At 74.2% G+C, this 24,762-nt stretch carries 16 protein-coding genes; 7 read left to right on the top strand and 9 right to left on the bottom strand.

Features of this window, described 5'->3' with window-relative positions; translation table 11 throughout:
* Positions 1-30: 30 nt before the first annotated feature.
* Positions 31-822: an SDR family NAD(P)-dependent oxidoreductase gene (locus ACPXCS_RS27975; RefSeq protein ID WP_425950661.1), complete on the bottom strand. Its 792-nt coding sequence runs from the start codon at positions 820-822 to the stop codon at positions 31-33.
* A 287-nt stretch (positions 823-1,109) separates the two neighbouring features.
* Between ACPXCS_RS27975 and ACPXCS_RS27970 the strand changes: the two genes are divergently transcribed.
* Positions 1,110-1,784, top strand: coding sequence for a LysE family translocator (locus ACPXCS_RS27970; RefSeq protein ID WP_425950660.1), 675 nt, complete (start codon positions 1,110-1,112; stop codon positions 1,782-1,784).
* A gap of 68 nt (positions 1,785-1,852) precedes the next feature.
* Positions 1,853-2,278 (top strand): DUF6003 family protein, encoded by a 426-nt coding sequence (locus ACPXCS_RS27965; RefSeq protein ID WP_425950659.1) that lies wholly within the window; start codon positions 1,853-1,855, stop codon positions 2,276-2,278.
* Between the two features lie 40 nt (positions 2,279-2,318).
* Here ACPXCS_RS27965 and ACPXCS_RS27960 read toward each other — a convergent pair whose 3' ends face one another.
* The 5 genes from ACPXCS_RS27960 to ACPXCS_RS27940 form a co-directional block, all read right to left on the bottom strand.
* The gene (locus tag ACPXCS_RS27960; RefSeq protein WP_425950658.1) at positions 2,319-3,284 is read right to left on the bottom strand and encodes a YihY/virulence factor BrkB family protein; all 966 of its coding nucleotides are present in this window, start codon (positions 3,282-3,284) and stop codon (positions 2,319-2,321) included.
* Between the two features lie 231 nt (positions 3,285-3,515).
* Entirely contained in the window at positions 3,516-4,688 is a 1,173-nt protein-coding gene (locus tag ACPXCS_RS27955; RefSeq protein ID WP_425950698.1) for a glycoside hydrolase family 64 protein, read from the bottom strand.
* Between the two features lie 258 nt (positions 4,689-4,946).
* Positions 4,947-12,422 carry a MupA/Atu3671 family FMN-dependent luciferase-like monooxygenase gene (locus ACPXCS_RS27950; protein ID WP_425950657.1) on the bottom strand — a complete coding sequence of 2,492 codons (7,476 nt, stop codon included), beginning with the start codon at positions 12,420-12,422 and terminating at the stop codon, positions 4,947-4,949.
* On the bottom strand, positions 12,419-16,000 hold the full coding sequence (locus ACPXCS_RS27945; RefSeq protein WP_425971048.1) for a type I polyketide synthase: 3,582 nt from the start codon (positions 15,998-16,000) through the stop codon (positions 12,419-12,421). The genes ACPXCS_RS27950 and ACPXCS_RS27945 overlap by 4 nt, the downstream gene beginning before the upstream one ends.
* Positions 16,000-17,262, bottom strand: coding sequence for an MFS transporter (locus tag ACPXCS_RS27940; RefSeq protein WP_425950655.1), 1,263 nt, complete (start codon positions 17,260-17,262; stop codon positions 16,000-16,002). Before ACPXCS_RS27940 ends, ACPXCS_RS27945 begins: the two co-directional genes overlap by 1 nt.
* Before the next feature lie 247 nt (positions 17,263-17,509).
* On the opposite strand from ACPXCS_RS27940, the gene ACPXCS_RS27935 reads away from it, so the two are divergent.
* The gene (locus ACPXCS_RS27935; RefSeq protein ID WP_425950654.1) at positions 17,510-18,442 is read left to right on the top strand and encodes a restriction endonuclease; all 933 of its coding nucleotides are present in this window, start codon (positions 17,510-17,512) and stop codon (positions 18,440-18,442) included.
* Between the two features lie 39 nt (positions 18,443-18,481).
* Here the strand turns inward: ACPXCS_RS27935 and ACPXCS_RS27930 are convergent, their stop codons facing one another.
* From ACPXCS_RS27930 to ACPXCS_RS27920, 3 genes are all read right to left on the bottom strand, one after another.
* Positions 18,482-18,865, bottom strand: coding sequence for a hypothetical protein (locus tag ACPXCS_RS27930; RefSeq protein WP_425950653.1), 384 nt, complete (start codon positions 18,863-18,865; stop codon positions 18,482-18,484).
* 131 nt (positions 18,866-18,996) lie between these two features.
* The gene (locus ACPXCS_RS27925) at positions 18,997-19,368 is read right to left on the bottom strand and encodes a TraR/DksA family transcriptional regulator (protein ID WP_425950652.1); all 372 of its coding nucleotides are present in this window, start codon (positions 19,366-19,368) and stop codon (positions 18,997-18,999) included.
* Between the two features lie 52 nt (positions 19,369-19,420).
* Positions 19,421-19,732: a TraR/DksA family transcriptional regulator gene (locus tag ACPXCS_RS27920; protein ID WP_425950651.1), complete on the bottom strand. Its 312-nt coding sequence runs from the start codon at positions 19,730-19,732 to the stop codon at positions 19,421-19,423.
* A gap of 413 nt (positions 19,733-20,145) precedes the next feature.
* On the opposite strand from ACPXCS_RS27920, the gene ACPXCS_RS27915 reads away from it, so the two are divergent.
* From ACPXCS_RS27915 to secD, 4 genes are read left to right on the top strand one after another with little or no spacing between them, the layout of a single operon-like run.
* A complete protein-coding gene (locus ACPXCS_RS27915; protein WP_425950650.1) occupies positions 20,146-21,099 on the top strand; it encodes a HAMP domain-containing sensor histidine kinase in 954 nt (317 codons plus the stop codon).
* A gap of 2 nt (positions 21,100-21,101) precedes the next feature.
* Positions 21,102-21,785, top strand: a complete 684-nt coding sequence (locus ACPXCS_RS27910) for a response regulator (protein ID WP_425950649.1) — start codon at positions 21,102-21,104, stop codon at positions 21,783-21,785.
* 2 nt (positions 21,786-21,787) lie between these two features.
* Positions 21,788-22,486 carry a hypothetical protein gene (locus tag ACPXCS_RS27905; RefSeq protein ID WP_425950648.1) on the top strand — a complete coding sequence of 233 codons (699 nt, stop codon included), beginning with the start codon at positions 21,788-21,790 and terminating at the stop codon, positions 22,484-22,486.
* 51 nt (positions 22,487-22,537) lie between these two features.
* On the top strand, positions 22,538-24,742 hold the full coding sequence (gene secD, locus ACPXCS_RS27900) for a protein translocase subunit SecD (RefSeq protein ID WP_425950647.1): 2,205 nt from the start codon (positions 22,538-22,540) through the stop codon (positions 24,740-24,742).
* Positions 24,743-24,762: the final 20 nt, after the last annotated feature.

The following is a 24,762-nucleotide window of genomic DNA, read 5'->3' as shown; positions in this document are numbered from 1 at the left end:
ACCAAGGCAGACCCGATCCGCCGCCCGGACTCATCGCCCGGGCCGCAGCGCCTGGTGGAAGCCGGTGCTGACGGCGGTGAGACCGCCGTCGACGACCAGGGTGGTGCCGGTGATCCACGCCGCGTCGGACGAGGCGAGGAAGGCGACGGCCGCCGCGATGTCCTCCGGTTCGCCGACCCGGCCGAGCGGGTACAGCCCGCGCACCGCTCGAAGGTCCTCGTCGCGCCCCTCCCAGGCGCTGGTGCGCACGGTGCCCGGCGCGACCAGGTTGACGCGCACGCCGCGGGCGGCGGCGTGACCCGCGAGGGTGCGGGTGAGGGAGCCCAGGCCGGCCTTGGCGGCGCTGTAGGCGTGGTTGCCGAAGTCCTGCAGGCCGTTGACCGAGCCGATGGAGACGATCGCGCCGCGGCCGGAGGCGGCCAGGTGCGGCAGGGCGGCGCGGCAGCAGCGGTAGGCGCCGGTCAGCGTGACGTCCAGGTCGCGGGCCCACGACTCGTCCGGTTCGTCCTCGAAGCGGGGCGCGTCGGGTGAGCAGTGGGCGGCGCAGTTGACCAGCACGTCGAGTGCGCCGAAGGCGTCCACGGCGTGGGCGACGGCGGCCTCGACCGCCTCCTGGCCGGCCACGTCGCACGCGATGCCCTCGGCGAGCAGCCCCTCCTCGTTCAGCGTCCGGGCGGTGTGCGTCGCCGCCGCCGGGTCCTGGTCGGCCACCAGGACCCGTGCTCCCTCCCGTGCCAGCCGTCGCGCGGTGGCGGCGCCGATGCCGCGGGCCCCACCGGTGACCAGTACCCCGTACCCCTCGAAACGCCTGGTGTCCGTCATGCGCCGACCGTACAAGGGGCACGTCCGGCCCGGGCTGCGGGGCCGCTCCGGGCCGGACGGTCAGGTCAGAGCGTCGGCGGAACCAGGGGGCGCACACCAGTGGCGCGCGAAGCAGGCGGTGTCCGCGGTGCACGACCGCCGGATCCCCGTGCGCCGCCCGCCCGGGCGCACGCTCCGCCCCGCCGTATGGTGGGCCCCGGGCGAGTGGCGTGACCGCGTGCTGCCCTTCGGCAACACGGGGTACCCGACCGGGCCGTCACCTCACGGGCGGCGAGCGGAGGCTACGCATGACGGTCGATCTGGTCGGTTTCCTCGGTGTGGTGCTGGTGGCCTATGTGGTGCCCGGCCCCGACTTCCTCGTCGTCGTCAGATCGGCGGCGGAGGACCCTTCGAAGGGCAGGGCCGCGGCCCTGGGCGCCCAGACCGGGCTGTGCGTGCACATGCTGGCCGCTGCCGCCGGGCTGTCGGTGATCGCCACGCGTTCGCCGCTGGTGTTCGACGGGATCCGGCTGCTGGGTGCGGCCTACCTCGTCTTCCTCGGCGTGCGGGCGGTGCTGGCGGCCCGCCGGGCAGCCCGGGAGCGCACCCGCACGACCGGACCGTCAGCGTCGGCCCCGGCCCCGGCCCCGGCCCCGGCCCCGGCCCCGGCGGACGGTTCCGGGCGGGGACGCTGGAGGGAGGGCTTCACGCAGGGGTTCCTCACCAACGTCCTCAACCCCAAGGCCGCGCTGTTCTTCCTGAGCGTGCTCCCGCAGTTCGTCGACGGCGACGGTTCCGTGGCGCGGCAGATCTTCCTGCTGGGCGTCCTGGACATCCTGATCGGCGTCGCGTACTGGTTCGCCCTCGTGGTCGTGGCCGCGCGTCTGCGAACGATGCTGGCCAGGCCGGGGTTCCGGCGCCGCTGGGAGCTGGGCACCGGCTGGCTGTTCATCGCCATCGGCGTCTCGGTCGCCGCCGCCTGACGCGGGCGGTAATCCGGGCGCCGCGGGGTAAAGGGACGTCGATCGGATCCCGTTGGAAGGAGCCCAGGATGACCGATGACGCCTACCTGTTCCTGCTGGACGACCCGTCCGTGCCGCTCGGGGTGGCCCCCGTCGCCGTAGGTGAACTCGCGTGCATGGAGACACCGGCGGTCCGCGCCTGGCTGGAGGCGCAGGGCACCGGGCCGGCCTCGCCGCAGCTGCGTCTGCTGCCGCCGGAGGAGACGGGGGCCCTGCCCGAGGACGCGGAGCGGCTGCCGGTGCCGCTCAGCGACGAGGAGCTGACCCGGGTACGGCACCGGATGGCGCCGGAGTCGCTCGCCGGGATCGAGGAGGAGCTGCTGACCTACCGGGACTACGCCGACGGCCGGGACGGTCTGATCGGGCGGGCGCTGGCCGCGGGGGTGCCCCCGCACCGCATCGTCGAGCTGACCGGCGTGGATCCCGCGACGGTGACCGCGGCGGCCGGCCGCTGACCGGGCGTCACCCGGCGAGCGGCCCTCGACCGTCGACTCCTCACGCGCCCGGCCCGGGATCCGGCCGGACGGCCGAGGTGATGCCGGCGCGGGCCGCTTCCAGCTGGGCGGCGAAGGCGATGCCGAGGAAGAGGGCGACGGCGGTGAGGTTGGCCCACAGCAGCAGGGCGATGAAGGCGGTGAGCGGCCCGTACACGGCGCCGAAGGCACCGCTCTCCTCGACGTAGAACGCGAGCAGCCAGGTGGCCGACACCCACAGCAGCAGGTGGACGGCCGAGCCGAAGGCCAGCCAGGTATAGCCGGGCTGGACGCGGCGGGGCGACCAGCGGAAGATCACGGCGGAGGCGATCCAGGCCAGGGCGAGTCCCACCGGGATGTCGAGCACGCCCCACCAGGGCAGGCCGCTGTCCGCCCAGCCGGCGGTGTCCGCCACCGCGTCGCCCACGGCCTCACCGGCGACGAGGACCACGAAACCGAGGACCAGGGGCACGCCGGCGCCGAGCGCGAGCAGGATGGCCCGGCCGTACTTGCGCGGGAAGGGCCGGTCGCGCTCGATGCCGTAGATGCGGTTGGCGCCGCGCTCGATCTGGCCCATCGCGGAGGCGAGGTTCAGCAGGGCGAAGCCGAGGCCGAGCCAGAGCGCCAGGGTGCTCCAGACGTCACCGTGGGCGGTGCGCCGCGTGCCGTCGAAAGCGTCCTGGACGATGTCCGCGCTGGCGCCCGGCACGATCCGGCCGAGGGTGAGCTCGACGACCCGGCCCACGCCCTCGGTGTGCACGGAGGTGGCGAGGCCGACGAGCGCCACGGTGCAGGGGACCAGCCCGAGCACCACCTGGAAGGCGAGGGCCCGCGCGTTGGTGAACCCGTCGGCGTACCGGAACCGGGCGAAGGCGTCGGTGAGCAGCCGGATTCCCCCGTAGTGGCGCAGCGCGGTGAACGCCTCGTCTCCGGAGAGCTCCTCCCCGATCATGTCCCGGGTCTGGGGGACGTGGACGGCAGTACCCATGGTGTGGACGCTCCCTTGTCGTACGGCTGCTCCCTGTCGGTTGCCCCGTGAACCTTCCCGTTCGACCTCGCGGTTCCGACGGGTTCGCGGGCCGCTCCCCCGGACGCGGCACCCCCTCCGTCTTCCGGCAGCGGTCGGCCCCGTGCGGCGGGTGCCGCCGCACGGGGCCGGGCCGGAGGGCCGATCAGCCGCGGGTGAGGACCTCCTCACCGCAGCGTGCAGATGGAGCCATCAGTTGAGCGGGTCCAGAGTGAGGTAGGCCTGGCGCGGGTTGCCGTCGTGGACGAGGGACTCGTGGTGGCCCACGTCGTCGAAGGCGAAGGCGTACGCCTTGCCGTCGGCCATCTGCGCGTGGATCTTGCGGGCGTAGTGGTTGGTGACGTTGTCCTGGTAGAAGGCGGCGGCCGAGGTGTCCGGCTGGTTGGGGTTGGTCAGCAGTGTCGAGCGGTTGAAACCGGCGCACAGTGTGCGGGAGATCGGGCCGCGCACCTGGTCGTTCGGCGCGTCGAGCAGCCGGTGGCAGCCGAAGACGGAGGAGGCGTCGGGCTTCTGGAAGCTGGTGACGACGGCGCCGGCGCTGTTGGTGAAGTGCATGACGCCACCGGAGACGCGGCCGTAGTACTTGGTGCCCGGCTGGTCGGCGAACGGGGTGACGGTCAGGGTGGACGTGGCGTACTTCTGCCAGACCCGGTTGATGTAGTCGTCCATGACACCGGCGGGCAGCGCGCCGGTCTCCAGGCCGTACAGCGGCGACAGGGCGCGCAGGACGGTGCCGTCGGAGCGGGTCTGGATCAGGTTGGCCCAGCCGCCGGGCTGCCCGCGCAGGGCGTTGAAGAAGCCGTTGTAGCCGCCGGGCTTGAGGCGGCCGGTGGTCGCGGTGGTGCCGTCGGCCCGCTGCACCCCGACCGCGTACGGCACGGAGAACATGTCGACCTGGGTGCTGTTGATCCACAGCCCGGAGTCGTTGAGCGTGTACTCCGACCAGTTGAACAGGATGTTGCGGTTGGGGTCGGTCGGGTTCTGCACGGCGGGCTGGACCAGGCCCCCGGTGGTGAGCTTGAAGACCAGCTTCTGCCCGTAGGAGAAGTACACCCGGCCGGAGAACTTGGGGAGGCGGATGGTGGTCGACTGCCCTGCCGCCGGTCCGGGGATGGAGGCGTCGGGTGCGGGCGTGGGGGGGTTGCCGCCCGCGGGCCAGGGGTGGAAGGTGCCGTTCGCGTCGGCCCAGCCCTGGCGTCCCGTCGCCAGGTCGGTGCCGAGGTTGTAGATGTACACCTGCTCGCCGCGGGCCGAGTTGTTGGTGATCTTGAAGGGGATCGTGGCGGGGACCGCGGCATGGGCCGGGGCGCCCGTTCCGGTCACGAGCAGGGAGCCGGTGAGAGCCGCGGCCAGGGCGAGGCCCATGGCTCTGACGCGGTGTCCGAGTGTGCGCAGCACGCTCTGCCTCCGTTCGACGAGTGGGGCGTTCCAGGAGTTGTGAGAGCGCTCTCAGAGTTGCGCTTTGGTCCGGACCTGTCAATGACTTGAAGCCGCCGTTCCGCCCGGCGGTGCACCGGCGTCGGCGCGCCTTCGGGCGGAACGGCGGTGAGGTCGATCCCCGGGGCGCCGCGCGGAGCGGCTGTGAGGTCGGCTCCCCGGGCGCCGGGCGGTGCGGCGGCGAGGTCAGTTCCCCGGGGCGCCGATGGTCTCCTCGCGCAGGAGGTCGACATAGGCGCGGGTCCAGCCCTCGATGGTGGCGCGGTCCCACAGGTCGGAGGAGTACTCCACGAATCCCCGGAGCTCGTCCCCGGCCGGGACGAGGCCGAAGGTGAGTTCCGTGCGGGAAGCGGCGGGGGCGAGGTCCTCCACGGCCGTGGTCAGGCCGGGGAGTTCGACCTCCGCGTCCAGGGAGTTCTGGTACGCGAAGCCGACGTCCAGCCGGTCCGGCACCTCGGCGCCCGTGTGCTCCCGCAGCGCCGGGGCGATCCGGCGCACCGGCAGGGCGTGGTCCATGCACTCCACCGCCGTGCGGGCGATCCGGTCCGTCAGCGCCGCGAAGTCACCGGCGGCCGCGTCCCGCACCGGCAGGGCGAACCCGGTGATCGTGCAGGCCAGCAGGGACTCGAAGGCACGGCGCTCACGGTTGGCGTAGGAGATGTTGAACACGACGTCGGGCTGGCCGGATTCCCGCGCGAGCAGCCGGCCGAGCGCCGCCGCCGTGACCACGAACGGTGTCGTGCCCCGTTCCCTCGCCAGTCGCTCGACGCCGTCCCGCACTTCGGCCGGCACGGTGAAGGGCACCGCCCCGCCCCGGCCGCTCGGCGTGTCGGGCCGGGGCCGGTCCAGGGGCAGACCGACGGTGAACGGCACTCCGGCCAACTCGCGCAGCCAGAACCGCACCCTGCGCTGCTCGTCCGCCTCGTCGGCCTGCTCCCGCTGCCAGTGCGCGTAGGCCACGGGCTGGCACTCCACCGCGGGCAGGGCGCCGGCGGGTTCGCCCCGCAGGGCGGCGCCGTAGAGGGCGGCGAGTTCCTTCAGCAGCAGGCTGACGGACCAGCCGTCGCAGGCGGAGTGGTGCAGGACGAGGAGCAGGACCCAGGTGTCGTCGCCGGTGCGCAGCAGACGCAGGGCCAGTGGCGTGCCGCGGGTGGGGTCGACGGGTGTCTCGGCGGCCTGCGCGCTCGCCCGGTCGAGGGCGGCCCGGCGGTCGGGCGCGGGCCGTGCGGTGAGGTCCTCCACCGGCAGGTGCACGGGGCCCGGCCGCAGCACCTGCTGCTCCCAGCCGTCCGCGACCGGGGCCAGGCGGGTGCGCAGCCCCTCGTGCCGCTCGACGAGCCGGGCCAGGGCGGTGCGCAGGGCGGGTACGTCCAGGGTGCCGGTGAGGGTGAGGCGCAGGGCCACGTTGAAGACCTGCGGCAGGCGGTGGTCGGCGTGGACCGTGGCGAAGCGCGCCTGCTGGAGCGTGGCGGGTCCCCGGCGCACCACCTCGCCCGGGGTGTCGTCGCCGGGCCCGGGCGCGGTGTCCGGCGCCGCCGCGGTCACGTGGGCCGTCATGGCCCGCAGGGTGGGCTCCTGGTAGAAGCCCAGCATCGGGTACTCGGTGCCGAACTCCTCCCGGACCGCGTTGACCAGGCGCATCGCGGTGATCGAATGTCCGCCCAGGTCGAAGAAGGAGGCGTCCGTGCTGAGTTCAGCGGCGTCGATGCCGAACTCGGCCGCCCACAGCGCCCGTACGCGCCGCTCGACGTCCGTCGGGTGACCGGCCGGCGGCTCCCCACCGCCCGGGGCGCCCGGCCGGCGGGCCGGGGCCGCCGAGACGAGGTCGGGTGCGGGCAGCGCGGAGCGGTCCAGCTTGCCGTTGCCGGTCACGGGCAGGGCGGGCAGGATCCGCCAGGCGCGCGGCACCAGGTAATCCGGCAGGCGGGTGCCCAGTTCCTCGGCCAGCAGGTCGGCGTGGGCCTGCCGGTCGTCGGCGGTCGTGCCGACCGGACCGGCGGGAACGGCCCAGGCGGCCAGGTAGGCCTCGCCGTGGGCGTCACGACGGGCCAGCACGGCCGCCTCGCGTACGGCGTCCAGGGAGTTGAGGACGCGGGCGGCCTCCTCCGGCTCGACCCGGAAGCCCCGGATCTTCACCTGGTCGTCGGCCCGGCCGCAGAACTCCAGCGTCCCGTCCGCCGTCCAGCGGACCAGGTCGCCGGTGCGGTACCTGCGGGCGTCCGGGGCGCCGTCCGGGTCCGGTGTGAAGCGCTCCGCCGTGAGCCCGGGGCGGTCCAGGTAGCCGAGTGCGACGCCGGGGCCGCCGACGTACAGCTCCCCCACGGTGCCGACCGGCACCGGACGGCCCTCCGGGCCCAGCACGCTGAGCGTCACGTTGTCGACGGGGCGTCCGAGGGGGATCGGCCGGGTCTTGCCGGGGTCCTGCGGGGCGACCGTCGCCGTGGTGCACAGCACGGTGGTCTCGGTGGGTCCGTACACGTTCACCGTCTCGTACGGTGCCTCGGGCCGCGGCCGGGTGCGCAGCACGTCGCCGCCGAGCAGCAGATGGCGCAGCGGCGGCTGGTCGGCCGGGGGCAGGCGCAGGAGTTGCTCGCCGAGGGCGGTGGGCAGGATGGAGAAGGTGACACCCTGCTCGGCGTACCAGCGGGCCAGGGCCAGGGGGTCCCTGCGCAGGTCGTCGCCGCCGAGGACGACCGACGCGCCCGCCGTCAGCGCCGGCCAGATCTCCAGCAGCGCGGCGTCGAAGCCCTGACTGCACACGGCGGCGCTGCGGTCGGCCGGGGTCGGCGTGAAGCGCCGGTGCTGCCACGCGCACAGGTCGACGACGCCCCGGTGCGTCACCAGGACGCCCTTGGGGATGCCGGTGCTGCCGGAGGTGTAGAGCACGCAGCACGCGGAGTCCGGGCCGGTGCCGGTCGGGGCGGCGCCCGGCGGGCGCCGGGGAGCCGCGTCGGGCGGCAGTACGGTCACTCCGCCGGGCAGTGCCAGGGCGGCGGCCGCCTCCCGCGTCGACACCACGACCCGGGCGCCGCACTCGGCGACGACCTGCTCGGCCCGGGCGCGGCCGAGGGACGGGTCGAGCGGCACGTAGGCGCGGCCGGCCTTCAGCACGGCGAGCATGGCGACGACGAGGTCGGCGGAGCGCGGCAGCCACAGAGCCACCGGCTGCTCCTCGCCCGGGGCGTGCTGCTCCCGCAGGGCCGCGGCCAGGTGCTCGGCCCGCTCGTCCAGGGCCCGGTAGGTCAGTCGCCGGCCGTCGGCGATCACGGCCGTGCCGTCGGGTCGTTCGGCGGCCTGCCGGGCGACGCGGGCGTGCACGGTGGTGTCCGCGGGCGGGTGGACCGGGCCGTGCCGCCAGGACGCCGGTACCGGGTCGCCCTCGGCCGCCGCGTCCGGGGTGTCCGGCGCGAGCCGCGACAGCGGTGCCCCGGGTGCCTCGGCCGCCGCAGCGAGGAGGTCCCGGAACGTCGCGAAGAACCGGTCGACGGTGGGCCGGTCGAACAGGTCGGTGTTGTACTCCAGATGGCAGCGGATGCCGTCCGGCTGGTCGGTGAAGTAGACGGTGAGGTCCGTCAGGGACTTGTCGGGCCCTGCGTCCAGCGGGGTGGCCTCGATGCCGGGCAGGTCGAAGCGGAACGGTTCGGCGCGCTGGAACTCGGCGAACGCCTGGAACACCGGCGTCCGGTCGACCGCCCGGGCCGGGGCGAGTTCGCGCACCACCCTCTCGAAGGGCACGCTCGCGTGGTCGTAGGCGTCGAGGGCGACCGTGCGCACCCGGTCGAGCAGGGTGCCGAACGCCGGGTCGCCGGACAGGTCCAGGCGCAGCGCGAGGGTGTTGACGAAGAACCCGAGCAGGTGCTCGGCCCGCTCGGGCCGGTCCGAGAACGGGGTGCCCACGACGATGTCCGTCTGGCCGGTGACCCGGTGCAGCATCGCCGCGTATCCGGCCAGCAGGGTCATGAAGAGGGTGCTGCGCCGGGTGCGGCTCAACTCCCGCAGGCGGACGGAGAGTTCCGGGTCGAGGGTGTGGAAGACGGCGTGGCCGTGGGAGGTCATGGTGGCGGGGCGCGGCCGGTCGGCGGGCAGCGCGAGCACGGGCAGCTCGCCGCCGAGGGTGGTGCGCCAGTACGCCAGCTCCTCCTCGGTCCGGGGGCTGTGCGCGGACGCGGCCAGTTCCCTGGCGTGGTCGGCGTAACTCCAGGTGAGGACGGGGAGTTCGGCCGGCGTGCCGTCGCGTGCGGCCCGGTAGAGGGCCGACAGGTCGCGGGCCAGGACGGTGGCCGAGGCCGCGTCGATCACGATGTGGTGCAGGGACAGGACGAGGACGTGCTCCGCCTCGGCCGTCCTGACCAGCCGGGTGACGAACAGCGGGCCGTTCGCGAGGTCGAAGCGGCGGTCGCTCTCCGCCGCCAGCACGTCCCGGAGGGTCGCTCCGGACGCGTGGGTGGCGTCCACGACTTCGAAGTCCGGCTCAGCAGCGGCCCGTACGACCTGCCGGGGCTCTCCTCCGCGCTCCTGGAAGACCGTGCGCAGACCTTCGTGGCGGGCGACGAGACCACGCAGGGCCGCGCGCAGGGCGGACACGTCGAGGCGGCCGTCCAGGCGGACGGCCTTCACCTCGTTGTAGGCGGTGCGTCCGGGCAGCAGGCGTTCCAGGAACCAGATGCGTTCCTGACCGGGTGACAGGGGGGCCTCCACTGCGGCGGGCGGCCGGACGGGTGCGGGAGCCGGTGACGGCGATCCGGCCGTGCCCGTCCGGCCGTAGTGGCGGCGCAGCGCGTCCAGGCGGGGCAGTCCGTCACGCAGCCGGTCCGCGGCGACCCCGAAGTCGACGAGGGCGACGATCTCGTCGGCACCGGCGGCCGTCACCGCGTCCACCACCGGGCGGACGCTGTCCGCCGTGCCGATCAGGGCGCGCTGGTCGCAGTAGCGGCCGTAGGCCCGCCGGAAGACCGCTTCCAGGTCGTCCTCGCTCAGGTCGGCCAGGTCGATGCTGTGGCCGAGGCTGTTGGTGACGCCGCTGAACACCGACAGGGACGCCCGCATGTAGCGAGACAGCGGCTCGTACGCCTCCGTGCGCGCGGTGTCGTGGTCCCCGGCGAGGTAGGTGTGCAGCAGGACGGCGACCCGCCCGGCGTCCGGGTCCAGGCCGTGCCGGGCGCGGGTGTGCCGGTAGCGGGCGATGTTGTCGGCGAGCTGCTCCACGGACTGGGTCATCAGGTTGGTGACGATGCCCAGGTCGTGGCGGGCGGCGAGCTCGAAGGAGGCGGGGTTGCCGACGACCGCGGTGTACAGGGGCGGGGCGTCCTGCACCGGCCGTGGGAAGAGCCGCACCTCGGTCTCGCCGTCACCGCCGGTGCGGCGCAGGGGGTCTCCGCGCCAGAACGTGCGCAGCTCCGCGAGCTGTTCGTACATCAGCTCCCGGTGCCGGCCGAACCGTTCGGGGAAGAAGACGAAGTCGTTGGCGCTCCAGCCGCCGGCGACGCCGATGCCGACGCGTCCGCCGGAGAGGTTGTCGACCATCGACCACTCCTCGGCGACCCGGATCGGGTCGTGGAGCGGCAGGACGACGGAACCGGCGTTGAGGCGGATCCGCCGGGTCTCGCGGGACAGTGCGGCGGCGAGCACCGCCGGGTTGGGGAAGAGACCGCCGAAGGAGTGGAAGTGGCGCTCGGGCATCCACAGCGCGTGAAAGTCGTGCCGGTCGGCGAACCGGGCGATCTCCATGAGGAGTTCGTACTGGTCGGGACGGGGCGCCGGGGTGTCCTGCGGGTAGTCGCCGAAGAAGTAGACGCTGAAGTCGGGCGTACGGGAGGGGGGTTCGTCCGCGGACGCCGGGTGGGAGCCGGTCCGCACGGCCGCGGAGTTCCAGGCCATGGAGGCGACGGGGGTGGGGGGCGCGTCGGACGGGGCAGGCGGTGTCGGGGCCGGGGTCGCCCCGGACGGGACAGGTGGCGCCGGGGTTCGGGCCGGGGTCTGGGTCGGGGCCGGGATTCGGGTCGGGGTCGGGGCCGCCCCGGACGGTGCGGGTGGCGCCGGAGTTCGGGTCGGGGCCGGGTTCGCCCCGGACGGTGCGGGTGGGGGCGAGGCCGGTCCGGGCGGCGTTTGCGGGGTCCGGGGCGCCGGAACGGTCCGGCTCCCGGGGAAGAATCCCGCCGACCGCAGCTCGCGCAGCGACTCCCGTACCGCGTCGGCCACGAACTCGATGTCGCCGTCCGAGTGGGCGGTGGACAGGAAGAAGTTGCGCCACTCCCAGACGTGCACGCCGCGCAGCATCAGATGGTGGTAGAGGAGCTCCATGTCGGCCCGGTGCTCGAAGCGGAACTGGGAGCCGAAGCGGCTCATCCGCAGCGGGAACTCCTCGGCCTCGAAGAAGCCGTTGAGCGTCGCGGCCAGTTCGGCGGTGCGGGCGTTCAGCCGCTCCTGGAGACGGGGGCTGTGCTCCTTGAGGTGGGCCAGGACGGCACGAGCCGCGACCATCGACACCGGGTGCTGGATGTACGTGCCGCCGAAGAAGGTCGTGTCGGCGGGCGGGTAGCTGTCGTCGCCGTAGGACCAGTGGCCGCCGTCGACGCCGTCCATGATGTCGGCACGGCCCGCGATGGCGCCGATGGGGAAACCGCCGCCGAGGAGCTTGCCGTACGTCGCCAGGTCGGGTGTGACGCCGTACAGCTCCTGCGCGCCGCGCGGGGCGGGACGGAAACCGGTCAGCATCTCGTCGAAGAGCAGGACGATGCCGTGGCGGCGGGTCAGTTCGCGCAGCCTGCGGACGAACTCGACCGGCTGCAGCGACGGATGCCTGCTCTGCACCGGCTCCACGACGACCGCGGCGATGTCGCCGGCGTGCCGGGCGATCGTCTCCAGGGCGGAGTCGCTGCCGTAGTCCAGCACCAGCAGGTCCGAGACGGCGGCCTGCGGGATGCCCCGGGAGACGGGGACGGTGAGCTGGTCGGCGCCGCTGCCCGAGGCGCGGCCCAGCACGTTGTCGGCGTGGCCGTGGTACGCGCCGAGGAAGGTGACGATCCTGTCGCGGCCGGTGGCGGCGCGGGCCAGACGGATGGCCGCCGAGTTCGCCTCCGTGCCGGAGTTGGCGAAGGCCACGCGTTCCAGGCCCGTGAGTTCGGCGAGAAGTTCCGCCGCCTCGCCGGTCTCGACGTTGCGCGGGCCGAGCTGGATGCCGCGCGAGAGGTGCTCGCGGACGGCCTCGGTGACGAAGTCGGGCTCGTGGCCGAAGAGGAGGACCCCGAAGCCCATCGTGATGTCGACGTACTCGTTGCCGTCGACGTCCTCCAGGCGCGCGCCGCTCGCCCTGCGGCCGGCGATCGGGTAGAGCATCTCCTTGGTGGCGCTGCGGAAGCCGACGACGGCACGGCTGTCGGCCAGGACACGGCGGTAGCGCTGGGCGATCCGCTTCGAGGTCGGCGTCTTCGCGGTGTAGCGGCGGACGAGGCCGGCCAGGTGCTCCTGCTGGGAGTGGGGCGAGGCGTCCCGGACCATGCCGGAGGTCCGCGTGACCGACACACGGGGTCCGTGCACGCGCGGTGGCTCCGGTGCGGGAGCGGCGGCCGCGCCCATCTGCTCCGTGATGCGCCGCGAGAGGTCGGCCATCGCCGCCAGGTCCCGTTCCAGCGCGGCGGACACGCCGCTGAGGCCGCCGCTCACTTCGCCACCGTTCCGTTGACGCCGTTGCCGCCATGGGCACCGTTGACGGTGCCGGCGGCGCCGGCGGCGTTGAGCTGGGCCGTCGCCGCGGCGGTCTGGAGCGCGAGCAACTGGGAGAGCTGGGACATCATCTGCAGCTGTATCCGGGACAGCTGCTGGATCTTCTGCGCCAGGTCCTCCAGCTCCTGCCGGGTGGCGTAGGCGGGGGCCGACGCGGTGACGGGATCCGGCGCACTGACGGGATCCGCCGAACGGAAGGGATCCGCCGAACTGACGGCCGGGACGACGGGCGTGGGCGGGACGACGGGCGCCGACGGGGTGACCGGCATCGACGACGTGACCGGCGTTGACGGCGTGACGGGCGTGGCGGGCGGCACCTCCCCGGGAAGCGGCGACGTCGCTCCGGGAACCGGCGGCACGGCTCCGGCGACCGGCGCTACGGCCTGCGGAACCGGCGGCACGGGCACGGCCTGCTCGGGAACGGTTCCGGTGGCCGCGGTGGCAGGGGCCGTTGCGGACGCGGTGGCGGCCTCGGCGAGCCCTGGCCACTCCCCCGCTGCCTGGGGCGGCGTCTCAGGGGTGCCCGGCATGCGCGCCGCGATGAACTCCGCGAGGCGCCGCGGCGTGCCCGTCTCCTCGAACAACTGCCGCATCGTCACCCTCACACCGTGGCGCTGCTCCAGTTCCCGCAGCACGCTGATCATCTGCAGCGAGTCGGCGCCCAGGTCGAAGAAGTTCACGTCGTTGCCGATCGCGGCCGGATCCCCGCCGAGGTGCCGGGCGGTCGCTTCGACGATGTCGTGCAGTACGCCCGCGACCGCTGCCTCTTGCTGAACCACGTCGGTTCCCCTTTTCACTGCTCTCGCTGATCTCGCTGATCTCGCCGTGCCGAGGACCGTCGGCTGCGGCCCGGTCCAGTGGTCCTGGTGCTGGAAGCGGTAGCCGGGCAGCGGGACGCGTCTGCCCCCGCTGCCGGCGAGGAGTGGTTCCCAGTCGAGGTCCGCTCCCGCGCAGTGCAGGGCGGCGGCCGCGCCCCAGAGCGTGTCCAGGGGGGTGCCGCGCCGCAGGGACGGCACCGCCGGTACGCCGGGCAGCGCACGGCGGGCCAGGCCGCTGAGGGTGGTGTGCGGCCCCATCTCCAGCAGGGCGTCCGGCCGTTGTGCGCCCAGGGCACGCAACGCCTCGTCGTAGCGCACGGGTTCGCGGGTGTGCCGCAGGAGATGCTCCGTGTCGGGGATCCAGCCGGGCGGGCGGACCGCTCCGTCCAGGGCGCTCACCAGCGGGATCCGCAGCGGCCGGAACTCCACGTCGTCGAGGACCTTCCGGAACTCCTCCAGCATGGGTTCCATCAGCGCGGTGTGGAAGGCGCGGGTCACCGGCAGCCGCTGCCCCGGGGTGCCGCGCTCGTCCAGCAGGGCGCAGGCCCGGTCGACGGCCGCGACCGGCCCGGCGAGCACCTGGGAGCGGTCGCCGTTGCCGACGGCCCACTCCAGTCCGGGGACCTCGGCGGCCAGGGCGAGCGCGGCGTCCCGGTCGAGCGGCGCGGCCACCATCGCGCCCGGCGCGCAGCGCTGCCGCATCAGCCGGCCGCGTGCCGTGGTCAGGCGCAGGCCGTCCGCCTGCGACAGGGCCCCGGCCGCGTACAGCGCCGCGTACTCGCCGACGCTGTGCCCGGTGACGGCGCAGGGTGTGACTCCGGTGTCGTGCCACAGCCGGACCAGGGCGCACTGCAGGGCGAACAGCGCGGGCTGCGCGAGGTCCGCGTCCGCCGGTCCTGCCTCCGGGTCCTGCGGGGCGTACTCGGTGGTCAGCGCCGCCAGCAGGGCGTCGCCGGTGAGGTCGCGGTGGTGGTGCTCGCAGGCGTCGAGGATTTCGCGTACGGCGGGGAAGCGCGCGTACAGGGCGGCGGCCATGCCGGGGTACTGGCTGCCCTGGCCGGTGAACTGGAAGGCCACGCGCAGGGGGCCCTCCGCGGGTGCGGTGCCCGAGGCGACGGGTGCCCGGGCGGTGCCGGCGAGCCAGGCGCCGAGGGCGTCGGCGAGGGCGCGGGGGGTGGCGCCGCGTGCCGCGAGCCGGTGGCGGCCGTGGGCGCGTCCGACGGCGGCGGTGGTGACGAGGTCCGCCGGGTGCGGTGCGGGCGCCCGGCGTAACCGGTCGCGGAAGGCACGGGCGTTGTCGGCGAGGGCCTGCGGCGTGCTTCCGGACACGAGCAGCACGTCCGGAGGGGGGACCGCGGTGGTCCTGGGCGCCGGTTCGGGGGCCTGTTCGAGGATCAGGTGGACGTTGGTGCCGCCGACGCCCAGGGAGGTGAGGCCCGCGCGGCGCGGCACGTCGCTCGCGGGCCAGGGCCGGGCGGTGCCGGGGATGTAGAACGGGCTGCGGTCCAGGTCGAGCAGCGGGTTGGGCCGGGTGAAGTTCGCCATCGGCGGGATGACGCCGTGCCGCAGCACCAGCAGGGCCTTGACGAGGCCGGCGAGTCCCGAAGCGGCGTCCAGGTGGCCGATGTTGGCCTTGACGGAGCCGAGGGCGCAGTAGCCGGTGCGGTCGGTGTCCTCGCGGTAGGCGCCGGCGGCGCCGTCGAACTCGATCGGGTCGCCCTTGAGGGTGCCGGTGCCGTGGGTCTCCAGATAGCCGATGGTGTCCGCGCCGACGCCGGCGCGCCGCAGGGCCTGCCGGACGGCGGCGCGCTGGCCGTCGGCGCTCGGCGCCGCGAACGCGGTCTTGCCCGCGCCGTCGTTGGCGATGCCCCAGCCGAGGACCACCCCGTGCACGGTGTCGCCGTCGGCGACGGCCCGGGACAGCCGCTTCAGGACGATGGCCAGCACGCCGGTGCCGCCCACGGTGCCGTCGGCGTCCGCGTCGAAGGCTCTGAGGCGGCCGGACCTGGACAGGATCGAGCCCTTGACGTGGCGGTAGCCCAGGACCTGCGGGACGTGGACGGCACTGGCGCCGACGAGGGCGATGTCGCAGTCGTCCATGAGCAGCGCCTGCGCGGCCGCCTGCACGCCGACCAGAGAACTGGAGCAGCCCGTCTGGATGTTGACGGCGGGTCCGGTCAGGCCGAGACGGTAGGCGACGCGGGTGGCGGTGAAGTCGGCGTAGTTGCCGGTGATCGTCTGCATGCCGGTGGGCCAGTCGGACGGGGGCCGGCTGGGCAGGACGTTGTTGAGCAGGTAGTTCTGCAGGGTGTACAGGTGGTAGCCGGTGCTGGCGTAGACGCCGGTCCGGGTGCCGTTGCGCTCGCGCGGGTAGCCGGCGTCCTCCAGTGCGTGCTGGGCGCATTCCAGGAACAGGCGGTGCTGCGGGTCGGTGATCCGCGCCTCGTGGGGGCTCATCGCGAAGTGCCGGGCGTCGAAGCCGGCGAGGTCGTCCAGGATCCCGGAGGCCCCGACGAAGTCCTCCGCCCCGTACTCCTCGGCCGGGACGCCGGCGGCGGCCAGTTCCTCGTCGGTGAAGCGGGTGATGCAGTCCGTGCCGTCCCGGACGATCCGCCAGAGGTCCTCGGGCGTGTCGGCGCCGGGCAGCCGGAAGGCCATGCCGATGACGGCCATGCGCGGGTCGCAAGCGGTGGTGGTCATCAGCCGCGTCCTTCCGTCACCGCGGACCGGTCGTCCCCGGCTGGTTCGTCCGCGCGGGCAGCGGGTGCGCGCCGGCCGCGGAGGGTCAGCAGCAGGAGCAGGGCCGCGCACAGGACGATCGCGAGGCCGTGGAAGGCGGCCACCACCTGCAGCGGCGAGAAACGCTCCAGGAGGGCGCCGCTGACCAGCATGCCGAGTCCGAAGCCGGTGTTCTCGGCCGAGGCGGAGAGCCCGAAGAGACGGCCGCGCCGGTCGTCCGGGGCGCTCTGCAGCCGCGACACGTAGACGGTCTCGGTGAATCCGTCGGCGGCTCCGGCGACGAGCGCGGCGACGACGGCCGGCGCGGTCGGCAGGCCGCTGAAGACCACGATGAACCCGGCCGACATCACGATGGCGCCGAGCGCGAACGCCCGCTCCCCCGGTGTCCGCCCCGTCTTCTTGGTGACCCGCCCGATCACCTGCTGGGCGACGATGTTGCCGATGGCCCAGGTGGCCCAGAACTGGCTGATGAAGGTGGCCGGATGAGCGGGGTCGAGGCTGCTGGAGTAGAGGGGCAGGGCCACGTTGTGGGACGAGGAGCCCAGCCCGTCGACGGCCCGGACGGCGATCATCGCCATCAGCAGCGGCGCCGTGGCCAGCAGGATCCGCACCGTCAGACGCGAGGCTTCCGAGCCCGGTGCGGAGCCGCCGGCCGCCGGGCCGCCGTCCGCCCGGGTGCGCACCGGGAGGAGGAACAGCACGGTCGCCGAGACCAGGAAGGTCGCGGCGTCCAGGGCGAAGGCGGCGGAGTAGCCGAGCTGCGCCACCACCACGCCGGCGGAGGCGAAGCCCGCGATCATGGCGAGTGAACGTCCCGTCACCAGCAGCCCGTTGGCCCGCAGCCGGTGTTCGGCCCCGACGATCTCGGGGATGCTGCTGCGCAGCGCCACCTGGGAGAGCGTCGAGCAGCCGCCCGTCACCACGGCCAGGACGTAGAGCAGCCCGGGGCGCACGCCGTCGGGGGCGAGCAGCAGGCTCAGCAGGGCCACGGCCTGGCACAGGTCGGCGCCGACCATGAGGCGCTTGCGGTCGTGGACCGAGACCAGCCGTCCGCTGATCCAGCCCGAGACCACGCTCGTCGCCAGGCGTACGGCCATGAACAGGCCGGCGGCCAGCGCGCTGCCGGTGGCGTCGTAGACGAAGACGTTCAGCGCCACCATGTTCAGGTAACTGCCGTACGCCGAGATGCCGTTGCCCAGGACGAGCAGACGGAAGTACTTCATGCACCTTCCCCTGGTCTGCATGAAGGGTGTGACCGTCGCGGGTCCGGGTCCGGACCGCCCCCCATTCGTCCGCCACCCAAGCAGAACCGGTCAGGCGTGTTCAAGACGCGAAGGTGGTCCAGACAACTTCCGGTCGGCTTTTGGCGATTTCGAAGTGCTTGCGAAGGAGATCAGACCGCGATCTTGGGAAGACGGTGAAAACGATCTTCCATCGATCCCGGGCATCGATCCCAAGAGGGGGCACACCGTGACCGCACCCACGCGTCCGATACCGCCGGTGCACCGCCGGCGCCGCTTCGACCTCCGCTCGACCGCGCTGTTCTTCGTGTTCCTGGCCGTGGTCGTGTGCGTCCTGGGCCTCGCCGCGCGCACGGTGGCGCACGCCGTCGAGCGGCGGCCCGTCTGGATGTTCGTCCTTGCCGTGCTGGCGGTCGCGGGGGTCATGGGGCTGCGGCGCCGGGTGCACGTGGGGCGAGCGGCACGCCGGGCGGCGGCAGCCCTGGACGAGGCGGCGAGGGAGGCCGCCGACGAACTGGACGCCCTGCAACGGCCCGACCGGCACCCGGCGGCCGCGCCCGCGGCCGGGCACGAGGCCCTGGCGACGGTGGAGTTCGAGGTCGCAGCCGAGCGGGACGCCCTGATTCCGCAGGAGTTCGAGGTCACGGCCGAGCGGGACGCCCTGATCCCGGAGGAGTTCGGGGACACCGCCGGTCACGACGCGGCGGTGTCCCCGGAGTTCGAGGTCGCCGCCGACTACGACGCGCTGACGCCCCTGGAGTTCGAGGAGGCGATCGCCGCCCTCTGCGCACGCGACGGCTGCTCCGCCGTCGAGGTCGTGGGGGGCGCCGGGGACCTGGGCGCCGACGTCGTGGCGCTGACCCCCGACGGGCGGCGGATCGTCATCCAGTGCAAGCACTACGACGCGTCGAACCGCGTGGGCTCCCAGGACCTGCAGCGCTTCGGCGGCACCTGCTTCACCGTCCACGAGGCGGACGTCGCCGCGCTGGTCACGACGAGCGACTTCACCGCGCCCGCGCTCGAGTACGCCGAGCAGTGCGGGATCGTGTGCGTGGACGGGGAGGCCCTGCGGGCGTGGACGGACGGCACCGGGCCCCGCCCCTGGGACACCGCCGCGGGCGGCTCGACGGCGGGGTGGGACCTGGCCGGCGCGGGATCCTGAGCCCTCGCCGGCCGGCGGGCGGTCCCGGTGCGCCGGACCTCAGATCACGCAGCCCCTGATGTCGGGCACGCCGTCGATCCAGTTGGTGTTGTTCTCGACGTAGTAGCTGGACATGATGCCGTACTTGGTCCAGCCGCGTGGCGCGACCATCAGCCAGTACGGGTTGCCGCCGACCGACTGCCCCGGGATCTGGCAGTACACCAGCACCTCGTCCCAGGAGTTGATCTGGCCGATGACCGTCGGGCAGTTCGCGGTGCTCGGCGCGTGGATGCAGTTTCCCTCGTTGATGTCCCGCACGTTGACCCCGTCCGCCCAGACCCCGTACCAGCCGCGGCCGTGACCGTCGGCGGCGGCGCTCTGAGCAGTGGTCATCACGAGGGTGAGTGCTCCGGCTGCGGCGAGTGCCGCGGTCGTCCTGCGCATGGGCCGTCCTTTCGACGCTGTGCCGGGTCGGCTCGCGGGAGGATTCCCGTACCTGGCGCCAGACAGCCTAGGCACGCGTGAGGGGCCTCGGTACCTGACAGATGTCAGGGACCAGGGCCCCGTTCGGCCGTTCAGCGTGCGGTGTCCCCGGTCCCCCCGCACCGGCCGCAGTAGTGGGCCTGCGGCACGATCAGCAGGCGCTCCCGGTCGACGGGGCGCCGGCACCGCCCGCAGATGCCGTAGCCGCCCGCGTCCATGCGGGCGAGAGCCGCTTCCACGTCGGCCAGGACCATCCGGGCCGAGGCGGCGAGCTTGGCGCCGACCTCCAGGTGCGCGGAGGCCGCCTGCCCGCGCAGCTCCCGGGCACGCGAGGCGACCGGTTCGGCGAGCCGGCGCAGCTGCTCCCGTCGGAACAGGCGCTGCTCGTGGAGGTTCTCCCGCAGGACGGCCAGATCCTCGGCCGACAGGTGCGGCGCACTCCGGCCGACGGCCTGCTGGTTCATCACGTCACCCCTTCTTCCTGAGCCGGGTGTAGGAGACCGGGACGGAGGGCGGTCACACGCTGCGGCGCTGACAGGCGACGCAGTGGCGGGTGTACGGGAGGATCTCCAGCCGTTCCGCCGGGATGGGCTTGCGGCACCCCAGGCAGGTGCCGTAGGTCCCCTGCTCGACGCGCCCCAAGGCCTCGTCGATCTCCTTCAGGGCCCGTTGCATCGCGCTCTTCTGCTCGGACAGCAGGTGGTCGTCCGGAGCCGGCCGGCTCTCGTCGAGGGCCTGCAGCTGCGCCAGCCGCGAGGTGCGGGCATGCTCCAGGCGCTGACGGGCTTCGTGGGGGTCGGGCTCGGCCCGGGGAACCTCCAGGGTCATGATCGGTCCTCTTCTCGGCTGCCCGGCGGCGATCCGGCCGGGTGGTGGTCTCGTCGCTCCCCAGCCTGGCCCGGTCCACCGCGCGATCCCATCGGGCGCGGACCCCATTCCGGCGGGGACCGGCGACCCACGTGACACGTCGTGGGCAGGGCGGGCCCCCGGAAATGGGGGCTGACCCCCATCGACGCCGGAGCGTGAACCGGGGAGGCTGGCTGAGAACCCACCCGGACGGTGGGGCACCCCGCGCCGAGCCACCCGGCCACCGCGGACGGGCCGCACGGCGGGGACCGCCACGTCCCCGTCCTGGTGCCCGCCGCAAGCCCGCTGGCACCGGTGCCCCGCCGCCCCGGAAGCCCACCGCCCCGGCGCCCCCGGTGGCGCACCGAGCACGGAGAAGAGGAGTCGTAGGTCCGGTGTCCCTGTTCTGGCGGATCTTCGCCCTCAACGCCCTGGTGCTCGGCGCGGCCACGGCGCTGCTGCTGTGGGCGCCGGTGACGGTGTCCGTGCCGATCCTGCTCACCGAGGCCGTCATCCTCGTCGGCGGTCTCGCCGTGATGCTGGTCGCCAACGCGGCCCTGCTGCGGCTCGGCCTGGCGCCCCTGGCCCGGCTCAGGCGGCTCATGACCACGGTCGATCTGCTCCGGCCTGGCCAGCGCCTGCCGGTGTCCGGGGGCGGCGAGGTCCCCGAGGTGATCCGCGCCTTCAACGCGATGCTGGAACGGCTGGAACAGGAGCGGGCCACCAGCAGTGCCCGGGCCCTGCTGGCGCAGGAGGCCGAACGCCGCCGCATCGCGCAGGAGCTGCACGACGAGGTCGGGCAGAGCATGACCGCGATCCTGCTGGGCCTCAAGCACAGCGCGGACGACGCGCCGCCGCGGCTGCGTCAGGAGCTGCACGAGGTGCAGGAGATCACCCGGCAGTCGCTGGACGAGGTCCGCCGGCTGGTCCGCAGACTGCGCCCCGGGGTGCTCGACGACCTGGGCCTGGTCAGCGCGATCACCTCGCTCACCGAGGACTTCGCCACCCACACCCGCCTGCAGGTCACCCGCCGCTTCGACACCGACCTGCCCGCCCTGGCCCCGGAGACGGAACTGGTGCTCTACCGCGTCGCCCAGGAGTCACTGACCAACGCCGCCCGGCACGCGGACGCCGAACGCGTCACCGTCGCCCTGCACCACGCCGCCGACCGCGTGGTGCTGACCGTCACCGACGACGGACGCGGCATCGAGGCCCCCCGCGAGGGCGCCGGTATGCGCGGGATGCGCGAGCGGGCCCTGCTCATCGGCGGCAGCCTCGACATCACCCCGGCGCCGCGCGCCGGCACCAGCGTCCAGCTCACCGCGCCCGTCCCCAGGAAGCAGCTCTGACCATGCCCGACACGATCACGCCCGCCGACCGGCGCACCGGCACGATCCGCATCCTGCTCGCCGACGACCACGCGCTGGTCCGGCGCGGTGTGCGGCTCATCCTCCAGCAGGAACCGGACCTGAACGTGGTCGCCGAGGCCGGTGACGGCGCCGAGGCGGTCGAACTGGCCCGTACGCACGACGTCGACCTGGCGGTGCTCGACATCGCCATGCCGCGCCTGACCGGGCTGCAGGCCGCCCGCGAACTCGCCGCGCGCAAGCCGGGCCTGCGCATCCTGATGCTGACCATGCACGACAACGAGCAGTACTTCTTCCAGGCCCTCAAGGCCGGGGCGTGCGGCTACGTGCTGAAGTCCGTCGCCGACCGGGACCTGGTCGCCGCGTGCCGGGCGGCCGTCCGGGACGAGCCCTTCCTGTACCCGGGCGCGGTCACCGCGCTGATCCGCAACTACCTCGACCGGGCCCGCCACGGCGAGGAGACACCCGACCAGGTGCTCACCCCGCGCGAGGAGGAGGTCCTGAAGCTGGTGGCCGAGGGGCACTCCTCCAAGGAGATCGCCGACCTGCTGTTCATCAGCATCAAGACCGTCCAGCGGCACCGCGCCAACCTGCTGCAGAAGCTGGGCCTGCGCGACCGCCTGGAGCTCACCCGCTACGCGATCCGCGCCGGGCTGATCGAACCCTGAGGGTGGACCCCACCTCCCGGCGGCGCTGCCGGGCCTTCCTCGTCGCGGTACTGACGGCCGTCTTCCTGACACTGCCCACCGCGCCCGCCACCGGCGCCCTGCCCGGAGCACCGACCGGCCCGGCGACCGCCCGGGCGCTCGGCGCGGCGGCCGGCCCGGCGACCGCCCAGAGGCTCGGCGCGGCGGCCGGCCCGGCAGTCGGCGCGGCAACCCACCAGACGTCTGACGCGGCAGCCCACCCGGCGTCCGGCCCGGGGGGCGGCGCGGCGTTCGGCCCGGCGTTCGCCCAGACGTCTGACGCGGCAGCCCGCCCGGCGTTCAACCCCACGGTCGGCGCGGCACTCGACCCGACGGTCGGCGCGGCATTCGAGCCAACGCTCGGCACGGCGTTCGGCCCGACGGCCGACACGAGGGCGGCGGCGGACGAGCGGGCCGCGTCGGGGCCACACGCCGGCGACGGCTGCGACCGTGCCTGTGCGGTCCGGGCGGCGCCCGGCCAGGACGCGCCGGGCGAACACCCCGCGCCGCGCGGCCATCCGGTCGCCCGCGGCCGGTGCACGGCCGTGCCGCCCGCCGGCGTCGGGGCGCGGCTCCCCGCGCCGGCCCCGCCGCCCGCCTCCTCCCGGTCGGGCCTGTCCCCCGTCCTCGGACGGGCACCCCCGCGTCCTCCGGCACCCGACGCTCCCTTCCCTTCCCACTGACCGCGCCCGGCCCCGCCCTGCGTGCCCGGGTGCGCCCGCCGGAGGCTTGTCGTGACCCGTTCCGCCCGGGTGAGGGCTCTGTTCGCCCTCGCCCTGCTCGCCGTATCGCTGTGCATCGCCCTCACCGTGCCGGTCCGTCTGGGCCTGGATCTGCGGGGCGGTACGCAGATCGTGCTGGAGACCCGCCCCACCCCTGACGCCGAGGCCGGCCGCGAGGCCACCGACCGCACCCTGGAGGTCCTGCGCGGCCGTATCGACGCGCTCGGCATCGCCGAACCCACCCTCGTCCGGTCCGGTGAGAACCGGATCATCGCCGAACTGCCCGGAGTGCAGGACCCGCGCGAGGCCGCCGCCGTACTGGGCCGTACCGCGCAGCTCACCTTCCACCCGGTCGCGGCGGCCGGGGACGGCGCGTCCCGGACGCTGCCCGACGAGTCCGGCGCACCGCTGCGCCTCGGGCCCGCGGCCCTGACCGGCGAACACGTCGAGGAGGCCGCCGCCCGTTTCGACGACCAGGGCGGCGCCGGATGGCACGTCACCGTGGATTTCGAGGACACCGGACGCGACCGCTGGGCCCGCCTGACCGGCGAGGCCGCCTGCCACCCCCCGGGAGATCCCTCGCGGCGCATCGCCATCGTCCTCGACGACAAGGTCATCTCCTCGCCCCAGGTCGACCCGTCCGTCGCCTGCGGCGCCGGCATCGGCGACGGTGCCACGAGGATCACGGGCTCCTTCGGCCCGGCGCAGGCCCGTGAGCTGTCCCTGCTCGTCAACGGCGGAGCCCTGCCCGTGCCCGTCGAGACCGTCGAGCAGCGCACCGTCGGCCCCACCCTGGGCGCACAGGCCGTCACCGCGAGCGCCTGGGCCGCCGCCGTCGGCACGGCCCTGACCGCGCTGTACGTCATCGTCGTCTACCGGCTGCTGGGCCTGCTCGCCGTCCTGGCCCTGGCCTGCTACGGCCTGGTCTCCTACGCCGCCCTGGCCGCGCTCGGCGCCGCCCTCACCCTGCCCGGCCTGGCCGGTTTCGTGCTGGCGATCGGCATGGCGGTGGACGCCAACGTGCTGGTCTTCGAACGGGCCCGCGAGGAGTACGCGGCCCGTCGGCGCCCCAGTGCCCGCTCGGCGCTCGCCGCCGGGTTCCGCAACGCGTTCAGCGCGATCGCGGACTCCAACATCACCACGCTGATCGCAGCCGCTCTGCTGTTCTTCCTGGCCTCCGGGCCCGTGCGGGGCTTCGGGGTCACCCTCGGCATCGGGGTGCTCGCCTCCATGTTCAGCGCCCTGGTGATCACCCGGGTGCTCGCCGAGTTCGCCGTGAGCCGCCCCCGGGTGCGCCGGTCCCCCGGTGTCACCGGCATCGCGGCCACGGGAGCCGTCCGCGACCGGCTCACCCGGCGCGACCCGCAGCTGATGCGCCGTCCGCGCCGCTGGCTGGCCGTCGCCGCCGCCGTACTGGTCCTGGCCGGAGCGGGCACCGTCGTGCGCGGTGTCGACCTGGGTGTGGAGTTCACCGGAGGCCGCCTCATCGAGTACGCGACGTCCTCCCCCGTCGACACCGACCGGGTCCGGACCGCGCTCGCCGACGCCGGGTTCCCGCGGGCCGTCGTGCAGTCCTCCGACGCCACGGGCCTGACGGTGCGCACCGAGCCGATGAGCAACGCGCAGGAGGCGCAGGTCACCTCGGCCGTGCGGGAGCTGGCCGGTGAGGCGGAGAAGGCGCGTGACGAACTCGTCGGCCCCAGTCTCGGCGAGGAACTGCGCCGCAACGCCCTCATCGCGCTCGCCGTGGCCCTGGGGGCGCAGCTCCTCTATCTGGCGGCCCGGTTCCGCTGGGTGTTCGGCACGGCCGCGGTCGCCGCCCTCGCGCACGACGTGGTGATCCTCGTCGGTGTCTTCGCCTGGCTGGGCAAGCCCTTGGACGGGGTGTTCCTGGCGGCCCTGCTCACCGTCGTCGGCTACTCCGTCAACGACTCGGTGATCCTCTTCGACCGTGTCAGGGAGCTGGCCGGGCGCCATCCGGACAGGCCCTGGCCCGACGCCGTGAACCCGGCCGTCCTGCAGACCCTGCCCCGGACGGTGCACACGGGCATGGGCGCCGCGCTGGTCCTCACGGCCCTGGCCGTGTTCGGCGGATCCTCCCTCACCGACTTCGCCCTGGCCCTGCTGATCGGCATCGCCGTCGGCACGTACTCGTCGGTGTTCACGGCCGCTCCGCTCGCGATCCTGCTCGGGCGGCGCCTGCCACGCTCCGGATGACCGGTGCCGGGTACTCGTGC

It is taken from the genome of Streptomyces sp. DT190, assembly GCF_049846985.1.
In the GTDB taxonomy this organism is placed as follows: Bacteria; Actinomycetota; Actinomycetes; order Streptomycetales; family Streptomycetaceae; genus Streptomyces.
Note: the sequence above shows the minus strand (reverse complement) of the source record. Positions and strands in the feature narration are given on the sequence as shown.